Source organism: Blastococcus sp. KM273129 (genome assembly GCF_021698995.1).
Classification (GTDB): Bacteria; Actinomycetota; Actinomycetes; order Mycobacteriales; family Geodermatophilaceae; genus Blastococcus.
Window position 1 is genome coordinate 1 of sequence record NZ_SSXB01000083.1, and the last position, 17,724, is coordinate 17,724.

The window sequence follows — 17,724 nt, forward strand, 5'->3', positions numbered from 1 at the left end:
GGGGGTGGCGGGTCAGGCGAAGCGGCGACCGGTCAGCTGCTCGTAGGCCGTCACGTACCGCTCGCGCGTGGCGGCGACGACGTCGGCGGGCAGCTCGGGCGGCTCGGAGACCCGGTCCCACCCCGACGAGGTCAGCCAGTCGCGCACGAACTGCTTGTCGTACGAGGGCTGCACCGCCCCGGGCGACCAGGTGCCGGCCGGCCAGAACCGGGACGAGTCGGGGGTGAGCACCTCGTCGCCCAGCACGAGCGCCCCACCGGCCACCCCGAACTCGAACTTCGTGTCGGCCAGCACGATGCCGGCGTCGGCCGCGATCTCCGCACCCCGCCGGTAGAGCGCCAGCGTCAGCTCGCGCAGCTCCACGGCCCGGTCGGCCCCGACGGCGGTCACGACGGCGGCGAAGTCGATCGCCTCGTCGTGCTCCCCGACCTCCGCCTTGGTCGACGGCGTGAACACCGGCGACGGCAGCCGCGAGCCCTCGACCAGCCCGGCCGGCAGGGCGACGTCGCGGATCGACCCGGTCCGCTCGTACTCCTTCGTGCCCGACCCCGACAGGTAGCCGCGGGCCACGCACTCCACGGGCAGCATCTCCAGCCGCCGCACGAGCATCGCCCGCCCGGCGACGTCGGCCGGCACGTCCGAGGCCGACACCAGGTGGTGCGAGGCCCCGAACGCCTCCAGCACCGGCGTCAGCTGCTCGAACCACCACACCGAGAGCTGGGTGAGCACCCGCCCCTTGTCCGGGATCGGCGTGGGCAGCACGTGGTCGTAGGCGGAGATGCGGTCCGACGCGACCAGCAGCAACCGGTCGGGGCCGGCGTCGTAGATCTCCCGCACCTTGCCGCGGGCGACGAGCGGGAGGTCGATCACGACAGGGCAGCCAGCCGGTCGAACAGCGGCCCCAGGTTCGCCACGTACTGCTCCGGCCGGCAGATCTCGTCCAGCCGCGCCTCGTCCAGCGCCACGCCGGACGACGACGCCCGCGCGCGCAGCGTCTCGCGGAACGGCGTGCCGCTCTGCCACGTCTCCATCGCCGCGGACTGGACCAGCGCGTAGGCGTCCTCGCGAGACAGCCCGCCCTCCACGAGCTCCAGCAGCACCGAGGAGGTGTAGATCAGCCCGCCGGTGGACTCGAGGTTCGCCCGCATCCGCTCGGCGTCCACCACCAGGTTCTCCACCAGGCCCGCGGTGAGGTCGAGCAGGTAGTCGGTGGTGATCGCGGCGTCGGGCAGGAACACCCGCTCGGTGGAGGAGTGCGAGATGTCGCGCTCGTGCCAGAGCGGGATGCCCTCCATGACCGGCACGATCGCCGCCCGCACCACCCGCGCCAGCCCGGCGATGCGCTCGGAGCGGATCGGGTTCTTCTTGTGCGGCATCGCGCTCGAGCCCTTCTGGCCCGACCCGAACGCCTCGGACAGCTCCCGCACCTCGGTGCGCTGGCCGTGCCGCACCTCCAGGGCGATCGCCTCGCAGACGGTCGCGATGATCGCCAGCGCGGAGACCCACTCGCTGATCGAGTCGCGCAGCACTACCTGGGTGGAGGCCTCGGCCGGCCGCAGGTCCAGCGCCTCGGCGACCGCCACCTCGACCGAGGGGTCGATGAGCGAGTACGTGCCGACGGCGCCGGAGATGGCGACGACGCCGACGCGTGCGCGGGCGGCCCGCAGCCGGTCCCGCGACCGGGCCGCGGCGAAGGCGAGGTCGGCGACCCGGTGCCCCCACACGTCCGGCTCGGCGTGCACGCCGTGGGTGCGGCCGACCTTGATCGTGCCGCGGTGCGCCAGCCCGTGGTCGCGCAGCGCCGCCACCAGCCGGTCGGCCTTGGCCAGCAGGATGTCGGTGGCCTCGGTGAGCTGCACGGCCAGCGCGGTGTCCAGCAGGTCCGACGACGTCATGCCGTGGTGCACGAACGCGGCGGCCGACCGCGGCTCGGTGTTGTCGGCCCACGCGGTGAGGAACGCGATGACGTCGTGCTGCGTCGTCTCCTCGATCTCGGCGACCCGCTCGGCCGTGGGCGGGGGCGCGTTGCGCACCGGCTCCACGACGTCGGCGGGCACCCGCCCGGCCGCGGCGTGCGCCTCCAGGACGAGCGTCTCGACGCGGCACCACAGCTCGTACTTGTGGGCGTCGCTCCAGACCCGGCCCATCTCGGGGAGGGTGTAGCGCTCGATCATGCGGGTACCGCCCGCCACCGGTCAGCTCGTCGCAGCACGGGGACAGTCTCCCGCAGGGCTAGCGTGATCACGAACGGCCCCTACCGGAGGTGATCGATGCGGCGACGCGCCCGAGTTCTCGCCGTGCGCAGCCGCGACCTCGCCGCGCGCGCCCGCGACCGGATCCGCGCCGCCCGGGAGCACGATCCGCACGCCTGGCACCACCACCACGGCCCGCCCGACCCCTACCCGGTCGGCATCCGGGCCGGCGCCGACGGCTCCGACGGCGTCCCGCCCCCGCTGGGCAGCCCGGCCCCCGGCGCCCCCGACCTCGACGGCGCGCTGGGTCCGGGTGGGGTCAGCGGCCCACCCGCGCACCCCTCGGCCGACGGCGCGGCCCCGCGCCCCGCCGGGCGCGGGGCCGCGGCCGGCGCGGAGGGCGTCGTGCCGTTCGGGCTGCGCATGGCGGCCGCGTGGTCCTGGCGGCTGATCGTGGTGATCGCCGGTTTCTACGCGCTGCTCTGGGCCGCGGCCTACCTCGCCGTCGTCATCGTCCCGGTGCTCGTGGCCCTGCTGCTCTCGGCGCTCCTGCAGCCGGGGGCCGCGGGGCTGGCCAGGCGGGGCTGGCCGCCCTCCCTGGCCGCCTTCACGATGCTGCTGGTCGGCCTGGCCGTGGTCGCGGGCATCATCACCCTCGTCGTCGAGCGGTTCACCGCGGGCTTCGCCGACCTCGCCGCGCAGGTGAGCCAGGGGCTCGAGCAGGTCCAGACCTTCGTCGTCCGCAGCTTCCCCATCTCCGAGGGGCAGCTCGCCGACCTCCTCACCGAGGCGCAGGACGCGCTGCTCGACAACCAGGACACCCTGGCCTCGGGCGCGCTGACCACCGCGGTCACGGTGGGCGAGGTCGTCACCGGCATCGTCCTGGCGCTGTTCACCCTCTTCTTCTTCCTGAAGGACGGCCGCTCCATCTGGCTGTGGCTGGTCGGCCTCTTCCCGGCCGCCTCCCGCGCCTACCTCGACGAGGCCGCCCGGCGCTCCTGGCGGACGCTCATCTCCTACGTGCGCGCCACCGTCGTCGTCGCGCTCGTCGACGCGGTCGGCATCGGCATCGGGCTGGCGGTGCTCGGCGTGCCGCTGGTGATCCCGCTCGCCGCGCTGGTGTTCCTCGGCGCCTTCGTGCCCATCATCGGCGGCTTCCTGGCCGGCACCGTGGCGGTGCTGGTGGCGCTGGTGTCCAACGGCCCGATCACCGCGCTGATCGCCCTCGCCGTCGTCATCGGCGTCATGCAGCTGGAAGGGCACGTGCTCCAGCCGCTGCTGCTGGGCCGGGCGGTGCGGGTGCACCCGCTGGCGGTGGTGCTCGCGATCGCCGCGGGCCTGCTGGTCGGCGGCATCTTCGGCGCGCTCATCGCCGTCCCCACCGTGGCGTGCGTGAACGTCGCCGGCACCTACCTGAGCCGCCGGCACGAGGGCCCGCGGCCGCCCGAGCCCCGGCCCGAGCGCGCCCGCCCCGTGGTCGCGGCCGGCTAGCCGAGGGCGATCCGGCCCTCGACGGCGGCCAGGGCGATGTCGGTGCGCCAGTGGGCGTCCGCCAGCCGCACGCCGGCCACGCGCTCGTAGGCCGCCTGGCGCGCGCCGGCGAGGTCGTCGCCGACGGCGGTGACGGCCAGCACCCGCCCGCCGGCGGACAGCACCGTGCCGTCGGCGGCGAGCGCGGTCCCGGCGTGCAGCACGCCCTCGCCGTCGGCGCCGGTGACCGGGTCGCCGGTGCGCGGCGCCTCGGGGTAGCCCGGCGCGGCGACGACCACGGTGACCGCGGCACCGTCGCGCCAGCGCAGCGGCGGGTGGTCGGCGAGGGTGCCGGTGGCCGCGGCGTGCAGCAGCCCGCCCAGCGGCGTCTCCAGCAGCGGGAGGACGACCTGGGTCTCGGGGTCGCCGAACCGGGCGTTGAACTCCACCACCCGCACACCGCGCGAGGTGAGCGCGAGCCCGGCGTAGAGCAGGCCGCTGAAGGTCTCGCCGCGGCGGGCCATCTCGTCGACGGTCGGCTGGAGCACGGTGGCCAGCACCTCGTCGACCAGCCCCGCCGGGGCCCACGGCAGCGGGGCGTAGGCGCCCATGCCACCGGTGTTGGGGCCGGCGTCGCCGTCGTCGCGGCGCTTGTGGTCCTGCGCGGGCACCAGCGGCAGCACCGTCGTCCCGTCGGTGACGGCGAACAGCGAGACCTCCGGCCCGTCGAGGTACTCCTCGACGAGCACGGAGCCGCCTGCCTCGAGCACCCGCCGGCCGTGCGCGGCGGCGGCCTCCCGGTCGGGGGTGACGACGACGCCCTTGCCGGCGGCCAGCCCGTCGTCCTTGACCACGTAGGGGGCACCGCCGGTGAGCGCCGCGACCTCGTCCAGCGCGGTCTCCAGCTCGGCCGGGCCGCCGACGGGCCACGAGCGTGCGGTGGGGACGCCGGCCGCCGTCATGACGTGCTTGGCGAAGGACTTGCTGCCCTCGAGCTGCGCGGCCTGCGCGGAGGGGCCGAAGCAGGCGATGCCGGCCTCGCGCACGGCGTCGGCCGCCCCGGCGACCAGCGGCACCTCCGGGCCGATCACCACGAGGCCGGCGCGCCAGTCCCGCGCCAGCGCCGCCACCGCGACCGGGTCGGCCGCGGCGAGCTGCTCCCCGCCCGGGGGCGGCGGCGCGACGGCCCGCGTCCCGGCGTTGCCCGGGGAGCAGGCGAGCGCGCTCACCGCGGGGTCGGACTGCAGAGCCACGCACAGGGCGTGCTCCCGGGCACCGGAGCCGATCACCAGCACGCGCACGATCCGCGACCCTACCGATGGTGCGCACCGGCGGCCCCGCCGCAGGGTGCCGTCCCACCCGTCACAGGCACGACGTGTGAGATCACCCACGCCGGCCGCGGGCAGCCGCTGGTCAGCGCGCCGGCCGCCCGATCGTGCGCGACCCGTCCCCTCCAGTTCGCCCCCGATTCACCCGATTCATGTGTTGTGGGTGCCATGCGCGCGACCGAGTCGCTGGCGGACCGGCCAGGGACACGTCTTCCCCGCCCCCTCGTGATCGGCCACCGCGGAGCCCCGGCCTACCGGCCGGAGCACACGCGGGCGAGCTTCGAGCTGGCCGTCGACCAGGGAGCCGACCTCATCGAGCCCGACGTCGTGCTCAGCCGCGACGGCGTGCTCGTGGTCCGGCACGAGAACGAGCTGTCGCTCTCGACCGACGTGGCCGAGCACCCGGAGTTCGCCGGCCGCCGGACCACGAAGGTGGTCGACGGCCTGGTGTGCACCGGCTGGTTCACCGAGGACTTCACGCACGCCGAGCTGCGGACGCTGCGCGCCGTGGAGCGGATGCCCGAGCTCCGCCCGCTGAACACCGCCTACGACGGCCGGTACGGCGTCCTGACGCTGGCCGAGGTCGTCGAGCTGGCCCGCTGCCGCTCCACCGCCGAGCGGCCGGTGCAGGTGCTGGCCGAGCTCAAGCACCCCGAGTACTTCGCCGAGGTCGGCATGCCCATGGGTGCGCTGGTGGCCGAGGAGCTGCGCCGGCTCGGGGCGGACGGCGCGGACGGCACCGTCGTCGTGCAGGCGTTCGACCCCGGGGTGCTCCGCGACCTCCGCGGCCGGCTGGGCGAGGACGGCCCGCGGCTGGTGCAGCTGGTCCACGACCTGCCGGTCGGTGACGCGATGGTGACCCCGTCCGGGCTGCGGGAGATCTCGACCTACGCCCAGGGCATCGCGCCCAGCCGGGAGCGCGTGCTGGCCAGCGGGGCCGAGCACGGGCCCGGCGGCGGCCACCTCGTCGCCCAGGCGCACGCCGCCGACCTGACGGTGTTCTGCTGGACGCTGCGGGCGGAGAACGCCTTCCTGCCGAGGCACCTCCGCCGCGGCACCGCCCCCGAGGGGCTGGGCGACGCCGTCGGGGACGCGCTGGCGTTGCTGGCGCTGGAGGTCGACGGGCTGATCAGCGACTCCCCCGACCAGGCCGTCCGCGCCCGCACGGCGCTCACCGCCCAGCTGGTCTGAACCGACCGGTGGTCCGCGGCGCGGGGCCCGGGAGGTTCCCGGCGCGGTCCACGCAGCGGCTCAGCGCGAGCCCGCCCGCACCCTGGTCGCGGTGTCGTCCGGGGGACGACGGTGCCGTCGCGCCCGGGCGTCCACGCGGAGCTGCTGGCGGTGGGCCTCGGCCTGCAGCTTGCGCCAGGAGGTGAACCGGGCCGGGTCGAGCCGGCCGTCGTCGATGGCGGCCGCCACCGCGCAGCCCGGCTCCCCCCGGTGCCCGCAGTCCCGGTAGCGGCAACGCGTCTCCAGCTCCGCGACGTCGGCGAACGCCCGGTCGATCCCGTCCGCGTCGTCGTGCAGGCCCAGCTCCCGCATGCCCGGGGTGTCGATCAGCAACCCGCCGCCGGGCAGCCGGTGCAGCTCCCGCGCCGTGGTCGTGTGGCGGCCCCGGCCGTCGTCGCGGATCTGGCGGGTGCCCGCCACCTCCCGCCCGGTCAGCGCGTTCGCGAGGCTGGACTTGCCGACGCCGGAGGGGCCCACCATGGCGGCGGTGGCCCCGGCGGGTACCAGCGCCCGGACGGCGTCCAGCCCCGCCCCGGTGACCGGGCTGACCGCCAGCACCGGCACGCCGACGGCGTCCTCGGCGACCTGGGCCACCCCGGCCGGCACGTCGGGGCACAGGTCGGCCTTGGTGAGGACGACGACCGGCGCGGCGCCGCTGCTCCACGCCACGGCCAGGTAGCGCTCCACCCGCCGCAGCCGGGCCGGTCCGGTCAGCGCATCCACCACCAGCACCGTGTCGACGTTGGCGGCCACGACCTGCGCGGCCGAGGTGCGGCCCGCGGCCGTGCGGGTGAAGGCGCTGCGGCGCGGCAGGACGGCGACCGCGAGCTCGCCGCGCAGCGCGATCCAGTCACCGACCGCGGGGCCCCCGACCACGTCGTCGCGCAGGGCGGGTGCGGGGTGCGCCCGGCGCTCGCCGCCGGCGGTGAGCGCGGTCAGCCGCGCGCGGTCGACGCGCACCACCCGCCCCGGCTCGCTGCCCGGGGGCAGCGCGGCGGCGCGGTCCGGCGTCCAGCCGAGGTCGGTCAGCTCCACGCACGGCATCGTGGCCCCGGGCGGCCCCGGCTGTCGCGGCATTTACCCGCAGCACCGCTCGGTCGTGGCGAGTGGGGGCCGGAGGCCTCCGCGCAGCCGCGACGCAACGGCTCAGCTCAGCCGGGGACGGAACGTGGTCGTCCGGAGGACGACGGATCACTCAGATCAGGTCGTGGAGGACGACGTTCTCGTCGCGGCCGGGGCCGACACCGATGACGCTGATCCGGGCCCCGGAGAACTCCTCCAGCCGGCGCACGTAGGCCTGGGCGGCCGCGGGCAGCTCGTCGAAGGTGCGGCAGCCGCGGATGTCCTCGAACCAGCCCGGCATCTCCTCGTAGACCGGCGTCGCGTGGTGGAAATCGGTCTGCGTCATCGGCATCTCGTCGTGCCGGACGCCGTCGATCTCGTAGGCGACGCAGATCGGCACCGTCTCCAGGCCGGACAGGACGTCGAGCTTGGTGAGGAAGAAGTCGGTGATGCCGTTGACCCGGCTGGCGTAGCGGGCGACGACGGCGTCGAACCAGCCGCAGCGCCGGTCCCGACCGGTGGTGACGCCGACCTCGCCGCCGTGCTTGCGCAGGTACTCGCCCCACTGGTCGTGCAGCTCCGTGGGGAACGGCCCCGACCCCACGCGGGTCGTGTAGGCCTTGAGGATGCCGACGACGCGCTCGATCCGCGTCGGGCCGACACCGGCGCCGACGGCCGCCCCGCCCGCGGTCGGGTTGGACGACGTCACGAACGGATAGGTGCCGTGGTCGACGTCGAGCAGCGTGCCCTGCGAGCCCTCCAGCAGCACCCACTCACCGGCGTCGAGCGCCTTGCCCAGCAGCAGGCGGGTGTCGACGATCCGGTGCCTGAGCGCCTCGGCGTACTGCGTGTACTCCTCGACGACCTCGTCGACGTCGATGGCCTTGCGGTTGTAGACCTTGACCAGGACCTGGTTCTTCTCCTGCAGCGTCCCCTCGAGCTTCTGCCGCAGGATCGACAGGTCGAGCAGGTCCTGGACGCGGATGCCGACGCGGGCGACCTTGTCGCCGTACGCGGGGCCGATGCCGCGGCCGGTCGTGCCGATCTTGCGCTTGCCGAGGAACCGCTCGGTGACTTTGTCGAGGGCCCGGTGGTGCGGCATGATCAGGTGCGCGTCGGAGGAGATCACCAGCCGCGAGGTGTCCACCCCGCGCTCCTCCAGACCCGCCAGCTCGCGGATGAGCACCTCCGGGTCGATCACCACGCCGTTGCCGATGACCGGCGTGCAGCCCGGCGTCAGGATCCCGGACGGGATCAGGTGCAGGGCGTACTTCTCGCCGTCCGGGGTGATCACCGTGTGCCCGGCGTTGTTGCCGCCCTGGTAGCGGACGACGTAGGGGACGCGGCCGCCGAGCAGGTCGGTGGCCTTGCCCTTGCCCTCGTCGCCCCACTGGGCACCGATCAGCACGACAGCGGGCATCGGCTCGTGGCTCTCCTGTCCGGCGGGGTGGCGGCACGGGTCTGCTGCGCGGCACCCGGGTCGATCCCCCGGCAGGTCGGCCGGGGCTGGGGTGGGACGGGTGACAGGGTATCGGCATGTCCTCGGTCGAGCTGGACCTCCGCCGCCTGGGCCCCGCGGAGGCACCCCTGCGGAGCCAGCTGGAGCCGGTCGCGACGGCCGACCGGCTGCTGGTGCGCGGCCCGGTCGCCGGCCTCTCCGGGGCGCTGGCGGCGCTGTTCAAGGCCGGGCGGACGGCGGAGGTGCCCGTCGCGTGGGAACCGGCGGCCGACACGTCCTCGACCGCGCTGGCCCGTGCCCTCGGCATCGGTACCGGGGCGCCCCGCGAGCTCGGGCTCGTCCGCGACGACCACGGCGGCGTGCTGCTGCACCACGGCCGCATCGAGGCCTCCGGCGACGGCCGCCGGTCGCTCTCCCGGCGGCTGGGCCTGCAGGCGTACCACGACGACATCAAGGTGGCCGACGGCGAGATCACCCGCATCGACGTGCGGCCGGACTGGACCGCCGTCGACACCATCACGGTGACCGTGATGACCCAGCCCCTGCGGCCCACCCGGCAGACCAGCGGGCGCGCGCTGCAGGTGGCCTCGGACCCGGCCCGGATCGTCCGGGACGGGGTGCCGTTCGTGCGCCCCGTCCACCGGTGGACGTGGTACGCCGACGACCGCGTGCGGTGGCGGCTCGACCCCTGAGAGGACCCCCGCACCGGGCGGCTGCGGGGGGCCGGGGGCGTCGTGGACACTGGAGCCACCCGACCGCCCGAGGAGGACCCGCTGCCGACGTCCTGCCACGCCCACGGGTCGCCGTGCCGGTGATCTCCGACCCTCGCGGGACCTTCGGCGCCCGGACCGCCGAGGTACCCGCCGGCCGCCGCTTCCTGGCGCGCGCGTTCGCGCGGCCGAGCCTGCCCGCCGTCGTGGGCCTGGTCATCGTCGTCGCCTTCTTCGCCCTGCGGGTGCCCGAGCTCCTCAGCCCCTTCGGGCTGGCGACGGTCCTGGACACGGCGGCGCTCCTCGGCATCGGCGGGGTCGCGGTGGCGCTGCTGCTGGTGGCCGGGCAGTTCGACCTCTCGGTGGGGGTCACCGCGGTCGCGAGCTCGCTGCTCACGGCGCTGCTCATCGGCTACGCGGGGTGGAGCACCTGGCCGGCGCTGCTGGTCTCGCTGCTGGCGGCGCTGGTGGTCGGGGTGGTCAACGGCGTCCTGGTCGTGAACACCGGCCTGCCCAGCTTCCTGGTCACCCTGGCGACCTTCCTCATCCTGCAGGGCACCTCGCAGGCCGGGGCGCAGGCGGTGGCGGGCGGCACCCGGGTCAGCGGGCTGGACGAGTCCCCCGGCTGGTCCTCGGCGACCGCCGTCTTCGATGCGACCGTCCAGCTCGGCAACGGGCGGTTCAGCGTGAGCATCCTGTGGTGGCTCGGCATCACGGCGCTGGCCACCTGGGCGCTGTGGCGCACGAAGTTCGGCAACGCGGTGTTCGCCAGCGGCGGCGCCCGCCGGGCCGCGCGCGAGCTCGGCGTACCGGTGCGGCGCACGACCGTGGCGCTGTTCTGCCTGACGGCGGCCGCGGGCTGGCTGCTCGGCACGATGACCCTGGTGCGCCTGGCCAGCGTCCAGGCCGGGGGGACGGTCGGGATCCTCAGCGGGATCGACTTCATCGTCGTGGCGGTCATCGGGGGGTGCCTGCTGACCGGCGGCTACGGGTCGGCGATCGGCGCCTCCGTGGGCGCGCTGCTGTACGCGGTCGCGCGGGAGGGCATCACGCTGGCCGACTGGGACACCCGCTGGTTCCAGGCGCTCCTGGGCGTCCTGCTGCTGGTGGCGCTGCTGGCCAACGGCGAGGTGCGGCGCCGGCTCCGCGCGAGGCCGCGGTCGTGAGCGCCACCCCGCCGGACCTGGAGGAGCGGGTCGAGCGCGCCACCCCGGTGGTCGAGCTGCGCGGCGTCACCGTGCGGCACGGCAGCGTGCCCGCGCTCAGCCGGGTCACCGCCGCCCTGCTCCCCGGGCAGATCACCTGCGTCCTCGGGGAGAACGGCTCGGGCAAGTCCACCCTGGTCCAGCTGATCTCGGGGCTGCGCCGCCACGACGAGGGCGACCTGCTGGTCGGCGGCGTGCCGACGCGGTTCCGCTCGCCGCGCCAGGCCCGGGAGGCGGGGATCGCCACCGTGTGGCAGGACCTCGCCGTCGCCCCGCTGCTGTCGGTCTGGCGGAACTTCTTCCTCGGCGCCGAGCCCACCCGCGGGGTGTGGCCGTTCCGCCGGCTCGACCTGGACGGCGCGCGCGAGACGACGACGCGGGCGATGGCGCGGGTGGGCGTCACCGGGCTGGACCCCGACCAGCCGGCGAGCGCCCTGCAGGCCGGTGAGCGGCAGAGCCTGGCGGTCGCCCGGGCGCTGCACTTCGGCGCGCGGGCCCTGGTCATCGACGAGCCCGTCACGCCCATGACGGTGGCCCGCCAGACGCTGTTCGGGCAGGCGGTCCTCAGGGCCCGGGCCCAGGGCCTGGCGGTCGTCGTCGTCACCAACAACCCGCGCTACGCCCACCTGGTCGGCGACCGGTTCCTGCTGCTGGCCCACGGGCAGGTCGCCGGGAACCTCACCCGCGACGACGTCGACTCCGACGGGCTCACCGCGCTGATGGCCGGCGGGGACCAGCTGAACACGCTGACCGACGCGCTCACCGCCCTCCACCCGGAGCTCGGCGAGCGGTGAACACCCCCGGGCCCCCGCGACGGCGGGGGCCCGGGGCCGGTCAGGTGAAGATGCTCACCCCACCCGGGCCGACCAGCAGGCCGACCACGATCAGGACGATCCCCCACAGGATCTCCTTGCGGATGATCGCCACGACGCCGGCGACCACGAGGACGACGGCGAGGATCCAGAGCAAGGTGGCCATCAGAGGTCTCCTTTCCTGGGCGCCCTTCTGGCGCCGAGCACTCTGCGTAGTGATCACGACGGCGGTGATCCAAACCCGGGAAGCCGAACGCGCTGCTGGAACGGGCAACGGGCGGCCCGCCGGAGCGGACCGCCCGTTACCGATCGTGAACGATCAGATGGCCAGCGTCGGATCGGAGTCCTGGAGCAGCTGGGTGCAGCGCTCGGCCTCCGCCGTCTCGCCGATGGCCTCGGCCGCGCGGGCGAGGACCATCACGCAGCGCAGGAAGCCCCGGTTGGGCTCGTGCGACCACGGCACGGGGCCGTAGCCCTTCCACCCGTTGCGGCGCAGCGCGTCCAGCCCGCGGTGGTAGCCGGTGCGGGCGTAGGCGTAGGCCTGGACCGTGTCGACCAGCGCCCGTTCGGGGCGGCTGATCGCCTCCTCGGCGAGACCCGCCCACACCGCGCTCACCGTGGGGTGGTGCGCCGCGGCCTCGGCCAGCGTGGCGCCCTCGGCGAGCTCGGCGTCGGCCTCCGGCGTCGGCGGCAGCAGCGTCGGGTCGGGCTCGCCCAGCAGGTTCCCGTGCGGGTGGCCCACGATCACGCCCCCTGCGACTGGCCGGCCGACAGCAGGTCCTCGCAGGCCTGGACGACGCGGGCCGCCATGCTGGTCTCGGCGGCCTTGAGGTAGCTGCGCGGGTCGTAGGTCTTCTTGTTGCCGACCTCGCCGTCGATCTTCAGCACGCCGTCGTAGTGGGTGAACATGTGCCCGGCGATCGGCCGGGTGAAGGCGTACTGGGTGTCGGTGTCGACGTTCATCTTCACGACGCCGTAGGAGAGCGCCTCGCGGATCTCCGACTCGGCCGAGCCGGAGCCGCCGTGGAAGACCAGGTTGAACGGCTTGGCGTCCTCGCCCAGGCCGAACTCCTTGGCGACCAGCGCCTGCCCGCGCTGCAGCACGTCGGGACGCAGCTTGACGTTGCCGGGCTTGTAGACCCCGTGCACGTTGCCGAAGGTCGCCGCCAGCAGGTAGACGCCGCGCTCCCCGAGCCCGAGCTGCTGCGCGGTGCGCAGGAAGTCGCCGTCGGCGGTGTAGAGCTTCTCGTTGATCTCCGCGACGACGCCGTCCTCCTCGCCGCCGACGATGCCGATCTCCAGCTCCAGGACGATCTTGGCCGCCGCCGACTTCTCCATCAGCTCCTCGGCGATGTCGAGGTTCTCGCCGAGCTCGATCGCCGAGCCGTCCCACATGTGCGACTGGAACAGCGGCTCCTGGCCGGCGTCGACCCGGTCCTTGGACAGCGCGATGAGCGGGCGCACGTAGGAGTCGAGCTTGTCCTTCGGGCAGTGGTCGGTGTGCAGCGCCACGTTGACCGGGTACTTCTCGGCGACGACGTGGGTGAACTCGGCCAGCGCGACCGCACCGGTGACCATGTCCTTGACCCGGGTGCCGGAGCCGAACTCCGCACCACCGGTGGAGAACTGGATGATCCCGTCGCTGCCGGCGTCGGCGAACCCGCGCAGCGCCGCGTTGACGGTCTCGGAGGACGTGCAGTTGATCGCCGGGTAGGCGAACCCGCCCTCCTTCGCCCGGCTGATCATGTCGGCGTAGACCTCGGGGCTGGCGATGGGCATGCGGCACTCCTCCGTCGGGAACGGCTGTACGGCGCTGTACGTGCGGATGTCGGTGTGCAGTATCGCGCCGCCGGGCGCGCTCCGGGGCGTCGGGGCGGACGCCGCGTCCCGAGGTGGTCCCCTGGGGACCACCGACCGGGTGACGCCTGGCTGCGCGCCGCCGTCTCCGGGCTCAGCCCTGCTCGATGCGGCTGACCACCCGGGCGGCGACGACCACCGGGTCGTAGGTGGGCGAGAACGGCGGGGCGTAGGAGAGGTCGGAGCCGGCGAGGTCCTCCGCGGTCATCCCCGCCCAGATGGCGGTGGCGAGCACGTCGATCCGCTTGCCCGAGCCGGGCCCGCCCACGACCTGGGCGCCGATCAGCCGGCCGGACCCGGCCTCGCTGATCAGCTTGATCGCGATCTCCTCCGCGCCCGGGTAGTACCCCGCTCTCGTCGTCGCCTCGATGGTGTCGGTGCGGTAGTCGAAGCCGGCCTCCTCGGCCTCGGTCGTGCAGAGCCCGGTGCGGCCGATCTCCAGGTCGCCGACCTTGGTCAGCGCGGTGCCCAGGACGCCGGCGAAACGCGCCGCCCGGCCACCGATCACCGAGCCCGCCACCCGGCCCTGCTTGTTGGCGTGGGTGCCCAGCGCGACGTGGGTCGCCTCGCCGGTGACCCGGTGGAAGGTCTGCGAGCAGTCGCCGGCGGCGTAGATCTCCGGGTGCGAGCGGGTGCGCTGGGTGCGGTCGACGGCGATCGCGCCGGTGGTGCCCAGCCGGATGCCGGCCTGCTCGGCCAGCGCCACCTCCGGCCCCATGCCGAGCCCGAGCACGACCAGGTCCGCGTCATAGCTGCCGGCGTCGGTGCGCACGCCCCGCGCGCGGCCGGAGTCGTCGACCAGGATCTCCCGCACCGCCTGGTCGGGGTGCATCTCCATGCCCATGGTGCCCATGCCGGCACAGACCCGCTCGGCCATGTCCGCGTCGAGCAGCTGCATCGGGAGCGGGTCGGCGAGCACCACGGTGACCTCGAGCCCGCGGCGCTGCAGGGCCTCGGCCATCTCCAGCCCGATGTAGCCGCCGCCGAGCACCAGGGCGCGGCGCGGGTCGGACTCCAGGGCCGCACGGATGGCGGCGCCGTCGTCGAGGCGGTGGACGCCGAAGACCCCGGGCGCGTCCAGGCCGGGGATCGGCGGGCGGTTGGGCCGGCCGCCGGTCGCGACGAGCAGCCGGTCGTAGCCGATCCGCTCGCCGGCATCCGTGACCACCTTGCCCGCGGCCGCGTCGATCTCGACCGCCCGGGTGCCGGTGTGCACGGTGATGCCGCGGGCGGCGAACTGCTCCGGCGTCCGGGCGATCAGCTGCGCGCGGTCGGCCACCTGGCCGCCGATCCAGTACGGGATGCCGCAGGCGGAGTAGGAGACGACGTCCCCCTGCTCGAGCACCACGACCTCGAGGTCGTCCGCGTCCCTCAGCCGCCGCGCCTGCGCCGCCGCCGACATCCCCGCCGCGTCACCGCCGATGACGAGGAAGCGCTCCCTGCTCATCGCCCCAGCGTGGCACCCGCCGGCGTGCTGCGGAACACCGTCCCCGGGTTGAGCAGACCGGCGGGGTCGAGGGCGGCCTTGATCGAGCGGTGCACGTCCAGCGCCACCGGACCGATCTCCCGCTCCAGCCAGTCCAGCTTGATCGTGCCCACGCCGTGCTCGCCGGTGATCGTCCCGCCGAGGGACAGCCCGAGGGCCAGGATGTCGTCGAACGCCGCGTAGGCCCGCTGCCGCTGGTCGGCGTCGCCCGCGTCGAAGCAGACGGTCGGGTGCATGTTGCCGTCACCGGCGTGCCCGACGACGCCGATGACGACGTCGCGGTCGGCGGCGATGGCGTCGCAGCCGTCCAGGAAGCCGGCGATCCTCGAGCGGGGCACGGCGACGTCGTCGATCAGCACCGCACCCCCGACCCGCTCCAGCGCGGGCAGCGCCATGCGCCGGGCCGCGAGCAGCAGGTCGCCCTCCGCCTGGTCCTCGGTGGAGTGGACGAACTGGGCGCCGGCCTCCTCGCACAGCCGGGTGAGCGCGGCGACCTCCTGGGCGGCGGCCGCACCCCCCGCGTCGGACTGGGCGACCAGCAGCGCCCGGGTGCCGTGGTCCAGACCGGCCTTCAGCACCTGGTCGACGGTGCGGATGCAGGTGCCGTCCATGATCTCCAGCAGGCTGGGCACCAGCCCGGAGGTGACCACCCGCTCGACGACCTGGCCGGCCTGCGCCGTCGTCGCGAACGAGGCGGCCAGGGTGACCGGCGCCCGCGGCGCGGGGCGGAGCGCGAGCGTGGCCTCGGTGATGACGCCGAGCGTGCCCTCGGAGCCTACGAACAGGCGGGCGAGGTCGTAGCCGGCCACGCCCTTGACCGTGCGCCGGCCGGTGCGCAGCACGCGCCCGTCGGCGAGCACCACCTCGAGGCCGAGCACGTAGTCGGTGGTGACGCCGTACTTCACGCAGCACAGGCCGCCGGAGTTGGTGGCCAGGTTGCCGCCGATCGTGCACCAGTCGTAGCTGGAGGGGTCCGGCGGGTAGAACAGCCCGCTGCCGGCGACCGCGTCGCGCAGCTGCTTGTTGACCACGCCCGGCTGCACGACGGCCAGCCGGTCGGCGGTGGAGACCTCCAGGACGGCGTCCATGCGGGTCATGACCAGCGTGATGCCGCCGTCGACGGCGTTGCTGCCGCCCGCGAGGCCGGAGCCCGCGCCGCGCGGCACCACCGGGATGCCGTGCCGCGAGGCGATCCGCAGGACGGCGGCGACGTCGTCGGTACGCCGCGGGAAGGCCACCGCCGCGGGGAGGCCGGCCGGCGCCATCATCGCCTGGTCGCGGGCGTAGGCGGCCGTGACGTCGGGGTCGGTCAGCACGCTGTCGCGGCCCAGCGCATCGGTCAGCTCGGCGAGCCACGTCGCCGTCGTCGTGGTCACCGTCACACCGTAGAGGCTCCCTTGGTGATCAGGTCACCTGATCACCAAGGGTCCTGGCTCACTACCGATGCTGAGCCAGGACCCGGAACGATCAGGTCACCTGATCATCCGCGGTCCTCAGGAGAGGCCGAGGTCGGCGAGGGTGAAGGCCGCCCGGTACTCGAAACCTGCATCCTCGACCGCCTGCCGCCCGCCCCGGTCGACGACCACCGCGACCGCGACCACCTCGGCGCCGGCCTCCTGCAGCGCCTCGGCGGCGGTGAGCGGGCTGCCGCCGGTGGTGGAGACGTCCTCGACCACCAGGACGGCGCGGCCGGCGACGTCCGGCCCCTCGATCCGCCGCTGCAGCCCGTGCGCCTTGCCCGCCTTGCGCACCACGCAGGCGTCGAGCCACCCCTCGCCGGCCGCGGCCGCGTGCAGCATCGCCGTCGCCACCGGGTCCGCCCCCAGCGTGAGCCCGCCGACGACGTCGTAGCGCAGGTCGCCGGTGAGCTGGCGCATCACCCGGCCGACCAGCGGGGCGCCCTCGTGGTGCAGGGTCAGCCGGCGCATGTCGATGTACCAGTCGGCCTCCTGGCCAGAGGAGAGCGTGACCTTCCCGTGCACCACGGCGAGGTCGACGATCAGCTGGAGCAGCCGGTCGCGGTCGGGCAGGGCGGTGGGAGCCGTCATGGGGAGGAACCCTAGACACGCGTCCGGGCGGCGGCCCGGTGCGTCGCTCGTCCCCGGCCGGGGGGCGCCCTCAGCCCTCGGCGGGCTGCAGCACCTGGTCGGTGACGTAGACGGTGGCGTTGGCCGTCTGCACGTGGCCGCAGATCACCGAGGCCCCCGCCCCGACGAGCGTGCCGTCGGCGCCGATGGTGAGCTCCTCGCCCGACCCCTCGACGGTCACCTCGTCGTTGTTGAGCGTGGTGTGCGTCCCGACCAGCTCGGCGGGCGCCAGGCGGCCCGGGAGGACGTGGTGGGTCAGCAGCGCGGTCAGCGCCGGGGTGTCGGCCATCAGCCCCTGCAGCGCGTCGGCCGGGACCGCCTCGAACGCGACGTCGGCCGGGGCGAGCACGGTGATGTCCTGCGTGGTGTCCAGCGTCTCCACGAGGCTGGCCGCCTGCAGCGCCTGGACCAGCCTCGACAGCCCCGGGGTGCTGCCGGCGGCGGTGGCGACCGGCACGGCGCTCATCCCCGCGAACCCAGCCGGTCCTCCGGGGGCCACCGCCGAGCACCCCGCGCCGAACGGCCCGTCGGGGACGGGCGCGGTGGTGGTGGTCTCCGGGGCGGCGCCGGCGGTGCCCGGGGTCGTGGTGGCCGTGCTCCCGGCGGGGGCGTCGTCGGAGCCGCAGCCGCCGAGCGCGAGCGCCACGCCCGAGAGGGCCGCGAGCAGGATCCCGCGGGGGTGGGTGCGCGTCATGTGGTGCTCCTGTTCCTCGTCCGGCGCGACGGCGCGTCGCGGTCGATCCTGGCGGGCCGCCGGTGGCCTCGCCGCCGGCGACCCCTCGGTCTGCCAGGCTGGGCGGGTGCCGGCCGATCCCCGCCCCCACCC

General features: G+C 75.1%; 17 protein-coding genes. 5 read left to right on the forward strand and 12 right to left on the reverse strand.

What is annotated here, in order from left to right:
* Nucleotides 1–12: 12 nt before the first annotated feature.
* A complete protein-coding gene (locus E9565_RS18420) occupies nt 13–870 on the reverse strand; it encodes a phosphoribosylaminoimidazolesuccinocarboxamide synthase (RefSeq protein WP_236836326.1) in 858 nt (285 codons plus the stop codon).
* Nucleotides 867–2,174: an adenylosuccinate lyase gene (gene purB, locus E9565_RS18425; protein WP_236836328.1), complete on the reverse strand. Its 1,308-nt coding sequence runs from the start codon at nt 2,172–2,174 to the stop codon at nt 867–869. The genes E9565_RS18420 and purB overlap by 4 nt, the downstream gene beginning before the upstream one ends.
* Before the next feature lie 96 nt (nt 2,175–2,270).
* Here purB and E9565_RS18430 point away from each other — a divergent pair, with 96 nt between their 5' ends.
* Nucleotides 2,271–3,683: an AI-2E family transporter gene (locus E9565_RS18430; protein ID WP_236836330.1), complete on the forward strand. Its 1,413-nt coding sequence runs from the start codon at nt 2,271–2,273 to the stop codon at nt 3,681–3,683.
* Here E9565_RS18430 and purD read toward each other — a convergent pair.
* Nucleotides 3,680–4,963 carry a phosphoribosylamine--glycine ligase gene (gene purD / locus E9565_RS18435; protein WP_236828285.1) on the reverse strand — a complete coding sequence of 428 codons (1,284 nt, stop codon included), beginning with the start codon at nt 4,961–4,963 and terminating at the stop codon, nt 3,680–3,682. The genes E9565_RS18430 and purD overlap by 4 nt on opposite strands.
* Before the next feature lie 252 nt (nt 4,964–5,215).
* On the opposite strand from purD, the gene E9565_RS18440 reads away from it, so the two are divergent.
* A complete protein-coding gene (locus E9565_RS18440) occupies nt 5,216–6,181 on the forward strand; it encodes a glycerophosphodiester phosphodiesterase family protein (protein WP_236836332.1) in 966 nt (321 codons plus the stop codon).
* Between the two features lie 60 nt (nt 6,182–6,241).
* Here E9565_RS18440 and rsgA read toward each other — a convergent pair whose 3' ends face one another.
* Together rsgA and E9565_RS18450 are read right to left on the reverse strand one after the other, a co-directional pair.
* The gene (gene rsgA, locus E9565_RS18445; protein WP_236836334.1) at nt 6,242–7,255 is read right to left on the reverse strand and encodes a ribosome small subunit-dependent GTPase A; all 1,014 of its coding nucleotides are present in this window, start codon (nt 7,253–7,255) and stop codon (nt 6,242–6,244) included.
* A gap of 160 nt (nt 7,256–7,415) precedes the next feature.
* Entirely contained in the window at nt 7,416–8,702 is a 1,287-nt protein-coding gene (locus tag E9565_RS18450) for an adenylosuccinate synthase (protein WP_236836335.1), read from the reverse strand.
* Nucleotides 8,703–8,818: 116 nt separating this feature from the next.
* On the opposite strand from E9565_RS18450, the gene E9565_RS18455 reads away from it, so the two are divergent.
* The 3 genes from E9565_RS18455 to E9565_RS18465 all read left to right on the forward strand — a co-directional run bounded on the left by E9565_RS18455 (nt 8,819) and on the right by E9565_RS18465 (nt 11,450).
* Nucleotides 8,819–9,433: a hypothetical protein gene (locus tag E9565_RS18455; RefSeq protein WP_236836336.1), complete on the forward strand. Its 615-nt coding sequence runs from the start codon at nt 8,819–8,821 to the stop codon at nt 9,431–9,433.
* Between the two features lie 119 nt (nt 9,434–9,552).
* Nucleotides 9,553–10,617 (forward strand): ABC transporter permease, encoded by a 1,065-nt coding sequence (locus E9565_RS18460; protein ID WP_236836339.1) that lies wholly within the window; start codon nt 9,553–9,555, stop codon nt 10,615–10,617.
* The gene (locus tag E9565_RS18465) at nt 10,614–11,450 is read left to right on the forward strand and encodes an ATP-binding cassette domain-containing protein (RefSeq protein WP_236828291.1); all 837 of its coding nucleotides are present in this window, start codon (nt 10,614–10,616) and stop codon (nt 11,448–11,450) included. The genes E9565_RS18460 and E9565_RS18465 overlap by 4 nt, the downstream gene beginning before the upstream one ends.
* 40 nt (nt 11,451–11,490) lie before the next feature.
* Here E9565_RS18465 and E9565_RS18470 read toward each other — a convergent pair whose 3' ends face one another.
* The 7 genes from E9565_RS18470 to E9565_RS18500 form a co-directional block, all read right to left on the reverse strand.
* A complete protein-coding gene (locus E9565_RS18470; RefSeq protein WP_236828292.1) occupies nt 11,491–11,634 on the reverse strand; it encodes a GPGG-motif small membrane protein in 144 nt (47 codons plus the stop codon).
* A 153-nt stretch (nt 11,635–11,787) separates the two neighbouring features.
* The gene (locus tag E9565_RS18475) at nt 11,788–12,216 is read right to left on the reverse strand and encodes a DUF3151 domain-containing protein (RefSeq protein WP_236836342.1); all 429 of its coding nucleotides are present in this window, start codon (nt 12,214–12,216) and stop codon (nt 11,788–11,790) included.
* Nucleotides 12,213–13,247, reverse strand: coding sequence for a class II fructose-bisphosphate aldolase (gene fbaA, locus E9565_RS18480; RefSeq protein WP_236828294.1), 1,035 nt, complete (start codon nt 13,245–13,247; stop codon nt 12,213–12,215). Before fbaA ends, E9565_RS18475 begins: the two co-directional genes overlap by 4 nt.
* 172 nt (nt 13,248–13,419) lie before the next feature.
* Complete coding sequence (locus tag E9565_RS18485; protein ID WP_236836344.1) at nt 13,420–14,772, reverse strand: FAD-dependent oxidoreductase; 1,353 nt, start codon at nt 14,770–14,772, stop codon at nt 13,420–13,422.
* A complete protein-coding gene (locus E9565_RS18490) occupies nt 14,769–16,187 on the reverse strand; it encodes an FAD-binding oxidoreductase (RefSeq protein ID WP_236836347.1) in 1,419 nt (472 codons plus the stop codon). The genes E9565_RS18485 and E9565_RS18490 overlap by 4 nt, the downstream gene beginning before the upstream one ends.
* 117 nt (nt 16,188–16,304) lie before the next feature.
* On the reverse strand, nt 16,305–16,859 hold the full coding sequence (gene pyrE, locus E9565_RS18495) for an orotate phosphoribosyltransferase (protein ID WP_236828297.1): 555 nt from the start codon (nt 16,857–16,859) through the stop codon (nt 16,305–16,307).
* A gap of 70 nt (nt 16,860–16,929) precedes the next feature.
* Complete coding sequence (locus E9565_RS18500) at nt 16,930–17,592, reverse strand: fasciclin domain-containing protein (RefSeq protein ID WP_236836349.1); 663 nt, start codon at nt 17,590–17,592, stop codon at nt 16,930–16,932.
* Between the last annotated feature and the right edge of the window lie 132 nt (nt 17,593–17,724).

Bases quoted from the DNA above. Each gene is read 5' to 3' on its own strand.
- fbaA (WP_236828294.1), bottom strand. From the start codon at position 13,247: ATGCCCATCGCCAGCCCCGAGGTCTACGCCGACATGATCAGCCGGGCG.
- pyrE (WP_236828297.1), bottom strand. From the start codon at position 16,859: ATGACGGCTCCCACCGCCCTGCCCGACCGCGACCGGCTGCTCCAGCTG.
- E9565_RS18485 (WP_236836344.1), bottom strand. From the start codon at position 14,772: ATGAGCAGGGAGCGCTTCCTCGTCATCGGCGGTGACGCGGCGGGGATG.
- E9565_RS18500 (WP_236836349.1), bottom strand. From the start codon at position 17,592: ATGACGCGCACCCACCCCCGCGGGATCCTGCTCGCGGCCCTCTCGGGC.
- E9565_RS18455 (WP_236836336.1), top strand. From the start codon at position 8,819: ATGTCCTCGGTCGAGCTGGACCTCCGCCGCCTGGGCCCCGCGGAGGCA.
- E9565_RS18430 (WP_236836330.1), top strand. From the start codon at position 2,271: ATGCGGCGACGCGCCCGAGTTCTCGCCGTGCGCAGCCGCGACCTCGCC.
- E9565_RS18470 (WP_236828292.1), bottom strand. From the start codon at position 11,634: ATGGCCACCTTGCTCTGGATCCTCGCCGTCGTCCTCGTGGTCGCCGGC.
- purB (WP_236836328.1), bottom strand. From the start codon at position 2,174: ATGATCGAGCGCTACACCCTCCCCGAGATGGGCCGGGTCTGGAGCGAC.
- E9565_RS18450 (WP_236836335.1), bottom strand. From the start codon at position 8,702: ATGCCCGCTGTCGTGCTGATCGGTGCCCAGTGGGGCGACGAGGGCAAG.